This window comes from Thermoanaerobaculia bacterium (assembly GCA_035593605.1).
Lineage (GTDB): Bacteria > Acidobacteriota > Thermoanaerobaculia > UBA2201 > DAOSWS01 > DAOSWS01.
Window position 1 is genome coordinate 101,972 of record DAOSWS010000012.1, and the last position, 7,278, is coordinate 109,249.

The 7,278-nt window shown below is 50.9% G+C and carries 6 protein-coding genes; 2 read left to right on the forward strand and 4 right to left on the reverse strand.

The window, feature by feature from the left end; translation table 11 throughout:
- Nucleotides 1-9: 9 nt before the first annotated feature.
- From PLD04_07855 to PLD04_07870, 4 genes are read right to left on the reverse strand one after another with little or no spacing between them, the layout of a single operon-like run.
- Nucleotides 10-1,347, reverse strand: a complete 1,338-nt coding sequence (locus PLD04_07855) for a DUF4340 domain-containing protein (protein ID HXK68248.1) — start codon at nucleotides 1,345-1,347, stop codon at nucleotides 10-12.
- Nucleotides 1,348-2,847 (reverse strand): Gldg family protein, encoded by a 1,500-nt coding sequence (locus PLD04_07860; protein ID HXK68249.1) that lies wholly within the window; start codon nucleotides 2,845-2,847, stop codon nucleotides 1,348-1,350.
- A 4-nt stretch (nucleotides 2,848-2,851) separates the two neighbouring features.
- Nucleotides 2,852-3,592: an ABC transporter permease subunit gene (locus PLD04_07865; GenBank protein HXK68250.1), complete on the reverse strand. Its 741-nt coding sequence runs from the start codon at nucleotides 3,590-3,592 to the stop codon at nucleotides 2,852-2,854.
- Nucleotides 3,589-4,551, reverse strand: coding sequence for an ATP-binding cassette domain-containing protein (locus PLD04_07870; GenBank protein ID HXK68251.1), 963 nt, complete (start codon nucleotides 4,549-4,551; stop codon nucleotides 3,589-3,591). Before PLD04_07870 ends, PLD04_07865 begins: the two co-directional genes overlap by 4 nt.
- A 47-nt stretch (nucleotides 4,552-4,598) precedes the next feature.
- On the opposite strand from PLD04_07870, the gene PLD04_07875 reads away from it, so the two are divergent.
- Nucleotides 4,599-5,546 (forward strand): TIGR01212 family radical SAM protein, encoded by a 948-nt coding sequence (locus tag PLD04_07875; protein ID HXK68252.1) that lies wholly within the window; start codon nucleotides 4,599-4,601, stop codon nucleotides 5,544-5,546.
- 59 nt (nucleotides 5,547-5,605) lie between these two features.
- Nucleotides 5,606-6,052, forward strand: coding sequence for a cyclic nucleotide-binding domain-containing protein (locus PLD04_07880; GenBank protein HXK68253.1), 447 nt, complete (start codon nucleotides 5,606-5,608; stop codon nucleotides 6,050-6,052).
- Nucleotides 6,053-7,278 lie beyond the last annotated feature (1,226 nt).

A 7,278-nucleotide genomic window follows, 5' to 3' on the forward strand; every position in this document is an offset into this window, starting at 1 on the left:
ATAAGCTCCTTACTTCGGAGGTGATTCGGAAGACGCTTCCGACATTTTCAACCCGCGGAGTGAATCCTCTATTCCCTTCCAATCTGATCGATTCACTTTCCGGAGACCCGGGCGATCATCCACCTTCATAAGAACGGCATCACTCCTTCCGTCTGCCTTCACCCGGCTGACTGAAGTGGAACCGCCATTCCAATCCAAAATCAGTGTCGAAGCCATCTCCCGCCCTGCGTCCTCCCCTGCCCTGCCCCCGTCCTCCAGGCCGGCAAGTGCATCCACAATGGAATCCACGGAATTCTGGGGTTCAATTGGTTTCCCCTTTATCATCCAGGTGTAGGTTTCAGGATCCTTACTCAGCGCAAGGGTCTCTTCCGGGGAGTGGAATGTCATGCCTGTAAGGGACCAGCGTTCAAAAACAAGGAGTTTTGGATCGACGAAGTCCTTTGCGTCTGCTGCAAAGGTTTCCCAGACCTTATCATTGCAGTAATATGCGTTTCTGCCGTACAGGATACAGAACCTCTGATTCAGGTCTTCCCTGGCCCGATCAACAGAAAAGGAGACGACCGGACTCCCGTCCTCATTGACCATATCGATCTGATACCGGGGAGAATCAAGCCCCAGTTCATGGAGCCTGGATTCATCCGGAGCATCGATGAATTCTTCCGCTTTCAGGCCGAGAATCGCGTAGATCAGATCATTGACCTTTGTCCGTGCCGCACGATCTTCAAAAGGTGCCTTCAAATACCAGGCGGAATTTTTCTTCTCAAATCTCAATACGTCATTTTTCCGTTTGACATTCAAACCGGCAACGCGTGCAGCATCAAAGGCAAAGACGGTTCTTCTCCGAAAATCATTAACGGATTTTTCCAGAGCCAGGTAAAGGCTGTTAGGAACGATCGTGACGCCTTTTTGATCCTGGATCTTGATCGCGTAGTTGATGGAAGCGGGGATTCGAGCACCAACATCTACAACGAGGGAGCGATCCCCCATCCTGATTTTCAGGCTGAGCGCAGGATTCTCCAGACCATAATCCGAGTCAGCCGCATCCGGAAGATCCCGCTTTTTGGAAAGATTTTGAAGACTCGAAAGAATGCCCTGCACTGCAGAAGGATCTGCGGGAGCTTCGATCGGTGTCGTAATCCTCCATTCGCCATCTTTCTTCTCCAGAGCGTATGATCCTGTGCCTCGGGTCACTTCCAGACCCGTGATCGATTCGACATCCAGGGTAAAAACCTTCTTTTCCGCTTCCCTGCGTTCATCCGTAGTCTGTGTTTTACTCTCATACAGCATGATAAAGAGAAAGAGTGCGACGGTAAGGAATCCCAGAATCAACAGGGTTCGGATTCGCATTTACTTCCTCCTGGATCGCCAGACAACGACACCGATAATGATCCCCAGAAGAGGAAGCGCCAGTACCACGATCAGTACGATGGTACGGATCTGGGACCGGCTGATCTGGATGTGCGCCTGCTCCGGTCGTTTGGAAGGAATGGATATCAGGGATTCCCGCTCCGACAACCAGTGAATCGTGTTGACGGCAAAGTTGATGTTTCCAAGGTTGGGAACCTGATCGTTCGACATAAAGTCAGAGTCCCCGATCACCACAATACGGACATCCGGAGATTCCGGAGCTTCAGCCACGTCCTTCGATTCTTCTTCCATGCCTGGCGTCTGTTCCGTATTCTTCGTGGGCGATATGGCGACCCCCAGGGTGATGGGACCTGGATCGTCATTTTTATCCTGTTCGGCCTGCCCAGTCTTTAACAGGTCACCGATATTGGTTTCACCCCACCCCTGGTCTGTCGTCGTCATAAGAACAGAAACGTCTACGTTCTGAGATGGCGTGACCGTCTGAATGGCACGCATGACAGGAAAGATGCAAGGAATTTTCTGCATCTTATCCGTTATCGGATGAGATCGGTACGAGTCCACATAAATCGCTTCCGGCCCGACGAAGGGCAACATGCGGCCGGTATCGAGAACAACACTGGAAAGAAGCTTTACTCCGTACTCGAGAAGCAAGGGCTCGAGACCCAGGGGAACCAGATCGTCCCCTCTCTGGGGAAAAACGGGATCGGCAAGGACAAGAAGACGTCCTCCCCTCGCGAGGAAAGAACGGATCAATTCCATCTCGGGATCCAGCATTCGTGTTCGCGGGCCCGCGATGACCAGGACATCCACGTCGTCCTCGACTTTGTCCTGTCCCAGCAAGGCGATCGTTTTTGTGAGGTAATTTTCCTTTTCCAACTGGTCCTTGAGGGAAGAGAGTCCCGCACCCGTATAATCTTCAATACCCTTCTCTCCATGTCCAGCAAGGAAGGCAACCGTGACTTGATTCACATCGGTTACTGACAGGATCGCGGATGTGACGGCTTCCTCACCCTGAAACGCCTTCACGGTCGGTGGCTGCCCATATTGCATACCGCTGTAATCCATCTCAGCCAGGTCGTTTTTATAAACAAATTTTTTCCGGTCTCCTGAAGTGATAACCAGGAGGTTCTGCTGATTGATGCCATATTTTTCAGCTACATCTTTGACCTTAATGAGATCCTTTTCCGGATCCAGCATGTCCACAGAGATGCGGTCGGAGGCTGCACGATATCGTGTCATTAACTCATTCAACTGATCGTAAAGAGGGTCCAACGGATCGAAGAGGACATAAATGGTGACATCGCTGGAAAGTTCCTTCAGGATCGTTGTACTCTGGTCCGTGAGGCTGTAGACCTTTTCCCGTGTCAGGTCCCACCGTTTGTAATGACGTATGGAGAGATAGTTGACCATCATGACGAGGAGAAGGGAAAAGAGAAGGGTGAGCGTGAAAGTGCCGGTTTTTTTGATTGAGGATTTCACTGGATCACCTCCACTTTCTCACCGACAGCGTCTGGGCGGACAGAAAGAGAAAGAGCACCGTGAGAGAGATGCTGTAGACCAGGGCTCGGGAATCCACAATTCCCTTGCTGAAATCATCCATCTGCTGCCATAGGGTCACGTATTCCACAGCATCCCGCCATGCCTGTGTGGGAACCAGGTTGACCAGAAGACCCACCGAGAATAGAAAGATCAGAATCACGAAGGACCAGATGGCCGATACCACCTGATTTTTTGAAAAGGTAGAGGCGAAGATTCCTGCAGAGAGAAAGAGGGCTCCGTGAAGAATGATCCCGAGATATCCGGTGAAGACAGGCCCCAGCTCGACGGGGGTGTGCGTATGGATAATGATGACGTAGATCAGGGTGAAACTCCACAGAAAGATGTAATAGAGCAGTGAGGCAAAATATTTTCCCAGAATAACTTCCATGTCGGAAATGGGTGTGGTCATCAGAAACTCAATCGTGCCCGATCTTCGCTCTTCGGAAACCAGTCGCATCGTCAGGGCGGATACAACCAGCAGAATGAAGAGCCAGTAAAAGAAGGACCCTCCAAAAAAGGCCTTCAGGGGAGCCCCAGGCGGAACACCGGGTTGAGAAAGATAGGCCACAATGATGGAAAAAAAGTAGCCGTTCACAAAGAGAAACGCCGTAAGAATCACGTATGCGAGTGGAGAGGAAAAATAGGTCAACAGCTCCTTTCGCATGACTGCCAGCATTGCCTTCATGGTTCCACCTCCCTTTCCTCCCCGACCGGTTCCTGCGTGGTCAGACGGAGGAAGATGTCTTCCATGCTTACAGACTCCTCGCGGAGCCCGAGAAGGGTCCATCCCCGATCGACTGCGGTGGAGAAGAGTATTTCTCTCAGATCATGACCGGGAGCGGCTTCAATCGTGAAGGAAATCTCTTCCTCCCCCTCTATTCCCGGGGTCATCTTCGTTACGTTGGGAAGATCTCTGAGGACCGCTTCCGCCTTCTCTGCCGGTTTCTTCAGAGTGATCCCAAGGACCGGGTTCCCGATCAGGTGACGCTTCAGCTTCTCGGGGGTATCCTGCGCCAGGATCCTGCCTCGATCGATGATCATGACGCGGTTACAAACCAGCTCCACTTCAGGCAGGATATGGGTGGAAAGCAGGATGGTGTGGTCTTTTCCCAACTCTTTGATAAGGCTGCGGATCTTGATGATCTGGACCGGATCGAGACCCACCGTGGGTTCATCCAGAATCAGAACCTGTGGCCGATGGATCAGGGTGCCCGCAAGGGCGACTCTCTGCCGGAACCCCTTGGAAAGACTGCCGATGGGACTGGTCACAACGTCCTGAATCAGGCATTTCTCCACTACGTATTCAAGATTGTTCGCATAGGATTTCCCGGAGACCCCTTCGAGATCGGATCGGAAATGAAGATACTCATGAACCCGCATCTCGTTGTAGAGAGCCACATTCTCTGGCAGATATCCCAGGATACGCCGTGCATCCTTTCCATTGCGCCAGACATCATGGGTCCCGATGATTGCAGTCCCTCCTGTGGGAGGCAAAAACCCGGTTAGCATTCGTAATGTGGTTGTTTTGCCCGCACCGTTGGGTCCTAAAAACCCGACAATGTCCCCTTCACCCACGGAAAAACTCACATGATCCACGGCGGGCGAATCCACATAGACCTTGGTCAGGTCACGTGCTTCGATCATCTCCAAACCTCCTTGGGTCTGTGCATTGAGCGGATTATAATACCATAGTGATACGATTCCGATCCGTAAACCGTTGGTATCGTGAGCGTTTTGGTCAAAGGGTTCAGCGCCTTCCCCTCTATGGAGGCGCCACCTGCCCGAACCGCGACGGCACAAAAGGAACAGGAGGATGCCTGTACTGCGACAGCCGGGGTTCGGCCGCTGACCATCTGGACTTCACGGCAACCCTGACCCGGCAATTTGAATCGGGTGTCAGGGAGATAGAGAATCGATATAATGGATCCTCGATTCTCCTCTATTTTCAGCCCTTTTCAACCACCTACGGAGATCGTGACAATCTCGAGACCTTTCTGCGAAAGGTGTTGAAGGACGAACGGGTCCGTGGAGTCAGCCTGGCCACACGTCCCGACTGCCTGTCGAATACGTGGCTCGATTTTCTTGAAGAACTGGGCCGTCAAACCTATGTTGAGCTGGAACTGGGACTTGAAAGTGCCTCCGATGCCACCCTTTCGTTCCTGAATCGGGGACACTCCGTTTCTGACTTTACCCGGGCCGCAGACCTGGTTCGACAAAGAGGCATTCCCGTCATTGCTCATGCCATTCTCGGTCTCCCGGGAGAAGAAACAGGCGCGGCGGGAAAACTGGGCGCCCTTCTGGCGGGTCTGCCCCTTCATGGTGTGAAATACCATGCTTTCCACCTGATGGCTTCGAGTCCCCTCGCACGAATGCTGGGATTCAAGCGGGGCGACAAGCTCATGGGAGGAGAGTCTCTTTGTGCGGAAGGGATTCCAGCATTCAAGATCCTGACTCCGGAAAGCTACGCCGCCTGTCTAATCGAAGCCCTCCTCCCTCTTCCGCGGGACACTGTAATCTACCGTTTTACCGGGGAACGGTTCTCTGATGACATGGTTGGCCCTCTCTGGTTGCAAAGAAAATTACAGACCCGAACGGAACTCAAACGACGTCTCGAAACCGCCGGGATATCCATTGAATAATCAAGAAACCGTTACGGTTTCTCCATTCTTTCACCCTGTTTGTGTGGTATACTTCACGCATGGAAGACATTAAAGTCCTTAAAAAACTCCCTCTTTTCCACAACCTTGAGAATATGGAACTCGTAGAGGTTGCCAAGGCCGTTCATACCAAGAAGTTTTCTGCTGGAGATACGGTAATCAGGCAGGGGGAAACGGGAGGAGCTTTCTACGTTTTAAAAACGGGCACGGCTATCGTGTTTCTGGTGAAAGAGGATGGCCAGAAAAAACTCCTGGGTCGCTTCCAGCCCGGTGATTCCTTCGGAGAAGTCTCCCTTATCGACCGGGGAAGCCGATCCGCATCGGTAGAAGCGGAAAGCGATCTGGAACTCCTGACCATCAATCGGGAACGTTTTCAGGAGTTAATCAATCGGACCGATACGCTCTCCCTGAAGCTTCTCCATAACCTTCTTCACGACCTCTGCGACAAATTAAGGCGAACAAACCACTTTCTGCTTCTGAGCGAATAGTACTTCCCGGCGAAAGGGACCCGAAGGACAGCAGACTCTTTATCTGGACCCATATTTTTAAATTCCCACACTATCGAAATCCGAAAAACGAGCTGATAATAAGAGACTCTTCAGGGAGATGCACTCGCCAGATGTCTGAAATGAAGGGTTGTTTATCTCAAATTTACTCGTGCCGCTGTGAATAATTTAGTATACTGTCCCCGGAATGATGCTCCCACTGTATGTATCATACGCTGCATACCTGGAACCTGAACGGGAGGTAAAAATTGAATTGCGGAAACTGCGGAGCGGTGACCCCAAAGCATAATCAACGGTTGAAAAAGAAAAACAGGTTGCGTTGTCCATCCTGTGACATAGAACTCCTTATTCGTCGAATACATTCAGGGAAGTTCCTAATCTATTTATGTCGGTAATGATAATATTTTTCTTTCACGGGATTATTTCTCGTACCATTACCACCCTCGGGTATTTTTGTGTTCAGTTATTAGCGATGATAATGGCAATCGTTTCTGATCTAACTGAAGGGCATGAAGCAGTCCCCGCTAATCCTTCTTGGAAAACCAAAGAGTAAAGGAGGCTCTCTACCCTTTTCGGATGACGTTGCCCGGCAGATGGATTAAAAGTATCCAGACAAGGAGGTCAGGCAGACCGAAAAGTCACAGTTAATAAAAGCGGATCCGATGCCGATGGCGCCAGGTTTCTCCTGCGTCATGTAAAAGTAAGTGTGGTTACAGGATGGTAGCGCCCGTTTCGTTGGGTCTATCCTCTTACGAAAGCCGTGCATGGACAGGCTACTTTCCATGTCTCCCTGCGATGGATTTCTTCACCAGGCTTTCACATGTATCGGAGTGTTATAGTAAAGGTGTCCTATGACGAAAAACAGAAACCTGTTGGCCATCCTTCTATTTGCTTTCATCCTGCGGATCCTGGCAATTTTTTTATTTGGCTACGACAAAATATCATTCGGAGATGCACAGGACTATCTCAATACTGCCTCACACTTGTGCACGGATCATGCATACCCGGAACATGGAAACCTCCCATTCTTTCGAGCCCCGCTCCTCCCGGCATATATCGCTTTGGTGACCTTTTGTCATCCTGATAAGATCGGCCTCCTTAAAATCACATTCGCAATCATGGACTGTCTCACTGTATTCCTGATCTTCCAGATCGGAGGTACCCTCAAAAAGTGTGGAAAAAGAGAAAAGCGGCGTGTATCCTGAGGT

What these genes read in the sequence shown, in the direction of transcription:
- PLD04_07855 (HXK68248.1), bottom strand. Translation starts at nt 1,347, where the DNA reads ATGCGAATCCGAACCCTGTTGATTCTGGGATTCCTTACCGTCGCACTC.
- PLD04_07865 (HXK68250.1), bottom strand. Translation starts at nt 3,592, where the DNA reads ATGAAGGCAATGCTGGCAGTCATGCGAAAGGAGCTGTTGACCTATTTT.
- PLD04_07870 (HXK68251.1), bottom strand. Translation starts at nt 4,551, where the DNA reads ATGATCGAAGCACGTGACCTGACCAAGGTCTATGTGGATTCGCCCGCC.
- PLD04_07880 (HXK68253.1), top strand. Translation starts at nt 5,606, where the DNA reads ATGGAAGACATTAAAGTCCTTAAAAAACTCCCTCTTTTCCACAACCTT.